This window comes from Micromonospora sp. 4G55, from assembly GCF_016803375.1.
This window is the reverse complement of the sequence record NZ_JAEVHN010000820.1, coordinates 1-2445: the sequence shown is the minus strand read 5'-3', so window position 1 is coordinate 2445 and position 2445 is coordinate 1. Positions and strand designations below refer to the sequence as shown.

The following is a 2445-nucleotide window of genomic DNA, read 5'->3' as shown; positions in this document are numbered from 1 at the left end:
CGGGGGCCGGCCGGTGACCGCCGACCGCACCGGCATGCTGGACCTCGACAAACTCTTCGCCGCCCGGCTGCACGCCGCCCGGGTCCGGCCCTACCTGGCGACGGCGCTGTTCGCCCTGCACGTGGTGCCGTCGCGGCAGGTGCCGACGATGGCCGTGGACCCGCACTGGCGGTGCTATGTCGCACCAGGGTTCGTGGACCGGACCCCGGTCGAGGAACTCGCCGGGGTGTGGGTCCACGAGGTCTCGCACCTGCTGCGCGACCACCACGGGCGCAGCGACCGGGTGGCGCGCGAACGCGGCCTGACCGGGCCCGGGGAACGGCTGCGGATGAACATCGCCGCCGACTTCGAGATCAACGACGACGTGTTCGGCGACGGCCTGGCCCGACCCGACGGGGCCGTCGATCCCGGCCACCTGGGACTGCCCGAGGGCGAGCTGATGGAGGACTACCTGCGCCAGTTCCGGCTCGGACCGCGTACCCAGCACCTGGCCTGGTTGGACTGCGGCAGCGGGGCCGACGGGCTGGAGCGCGGGTGGGACCTGGGACCCGACGGCGCGCACGGGCTCACCGCGCAGGAGCGGGACGCGGTGCGGTTCCGGGTGGCCGAGGGCATCACCGCCCGGCCCGGAACCACCCCGGCGGGCTGGCGACGGTGGGCGGAGGAGGCGTTCCACCCACCGCAGCCGTGGCGGGAACTGCTGGGCGCGGCGGTCCGTTCGGCGGCCTCCGCCCCCGGGGTGGGGGAGGACTACACCTACGGGCGGCCGTCGCGGCGCTCCGCCGGCGTGCCCGGCGCCATCCTGCCGAGCCTGCGGCGCACGCCCCCTCGGGTCTGCGTGGTGATCGACACGTCGGGGTCGGTCAGTGACACCGAACTGGGCAGCGCGCTGTTGGAGGTCGCCGCGATCTCCCGGGCCGTGGGTGGGCGGCGGGACCTGGTCAGCGTGCTGCCGTGCGACGCGGCGGCCCGGGTCGTGCATCCGCTCTGCCGCGTCGAGGACATTCCGCTGGTGGGTGGCGGGGGAACGGACCTGCGGACGGGTTTCGCCCGGGCCCTGCGGAGCGGCCCCGACCGGACGTCGTCGTGGTGCTGACCGACGGACAGACGCCCTGGCCGACCTCGCGGCCGTCGTGCCGGACGGTGGTGGGGCTGTTTCCCCGCGCCGGCCGGTGGACGAGGAGGATCCCGACTACGTGCCGGACTCGCCGCCGGCCTGCGCGGGTGGTCGTCATCGGTGCCGGGTGAGGTGTGGCCCGGCCCCTGCGCGGCCGGTCAGGCCAGGGCGGCCACAGCGGCGTCCGCGCCGTTGCGCCACAGCACGCCGACCTCGGTGAAGCCGGCGGCGCGCAGGGCCGTCAGGTGCCAGTCCGCCGGCGGGTTCCACTCCGGACTGTGCCCGGTGGGATAGATCTGTCGCCGCTTCTCCACCAGCGGCCCGAGGGCCGGATCCTCGGCGGCCTGCTCCCACCACCCGCTCCACGACTGGGCCGCCCCGGCGGCGTGGCGGGCCGTACGCCGCTGCCGGGCGCGGTCGGCCAGCCGGGCGGTCAGCGTGGGCAGGGCGTCGTCGGGCATGTGGTCGGCGTTGACGAACACGCCGCCGGGGCGCAGCGCGGCGCGATCTCGCCGTAGAGGGTGGCCAGGCGGGGGCCGTCGAGCCAGTGCAGGGCGGTGGCGGTGAGCACCGCGTCGTACCCGCGGTGGGGGAGCGCGGCCGTCCAGTCGGGACGGTTGAGGTCGGCGGTGACGACGGTGGCGCGGCCGGCCAGGGAGGCCTCGGCGATCGTGAGCAGGACCGGGTCCAGGTCGACCAGGGTGACCTGCGCGTCCGGGTGGCGGGCGAGGGCGCGCAGGCTGATCGAGCCGGTGCCGCCGGCGAGATCCAGCAGTCGCAGCGGTCCGTCGCCGGCGACGGCGTCGGCGGCGTCGAGCAGCGCGGCGAAGCGGTGTTCCCGGTCCGGCAGGTACGCCTCCTGCTGCCGGTCCCAGCTCTCCTGCCATGCCCGCACGTCAGTCTGGTAAGGAGTCATGACCCAGACGTTAGTTACCGGAAGGTGGGCTGTCGAGGGCCGACGGGAACTTGTTGCCAAAGATTGGCAATTGCAGAGGGCCGCCGATAGTGGGGTCGCCGACGGTGCACGGCTCGGGCGGATCGACGTCGGGCCGGGACGACATGCCGTCATCCGCACGCCGGCCGAGGGTCGCCGGGACCGCTGTCCCCAGAGGGGGATCGTTACGCTGCTCGCATGGCAGACGAGGGCGTGCGGTCCGGCCATGCCGAGCCGGTGACCTGGTCGGTGGACGACCCGATCGTGGCGGCGGTGCGGCAGGTGCTGGCGGCGCTGCCGTCCGGGTGCACCTGGCTGCTGCCGGTGACCCAGGACGGTGAGGTCGTCGACTTCCGCGTGGCCGCCACCAGCGAACAGGGCCGCGACGTCTACG

2 protein-coding genes and 2 pseudogenes are annotated in these 2445 nt (G+C 75.0%); 2 read left to right on the top strand and 2 right to left on the bottom strand.

The features are described 5' to 3' along the window. The first annotated feature begins 34 nt into the window (after positions 1–34). Positions 35–1248: pseudogene (locus JNW89_RS34705) on the top strand (VWA-like domain-containing protein). Between the two features lie 27 nt (positions 1249–1275). Here the strand turns inward: JNW89_RS34705 and JNW89_RS34700 are convergent. Both JNW89_RS34700 and JNW89_RS34695 read right to left on the bottom strand, forming a co-directional pair. Continuing rightward, positions 1276–1578 carry a hypothetical protein gene (locus JNW89_RS34700; protein ID WP_238452248.1) on the bottom strand — a complete coding sequence of 101 codons (303 nt, stop codon included), beginning with the start codon at positions 1576–1578 and terminating at the stop codon, positions 1276–1278. After that, positions 1551–2033 (bottom strand): trans-aconitate 2-methyltransferase, encoded by a 483-nt coding sequence (locus JNW89_RS34695; protein WP_238452247.1) that lies wholly within the window; start codon positions 2031–2033, stop codon positions 1551–1553. The genes JNW89_RS34700 and JNW89_RS34695 overlap by 28 nt, the downstream gene beginning before the upstream one ends. Positions 2034–2249: 216 nt before the next feature. Here JNW89_RS34695 and JNW89_RS34690 point away from each other — a divergent pair. Next, positions 2250–2445: pseudogene (locus JNW89_RS34690) on the top strand (phosphatase); the annotation flags it as partial.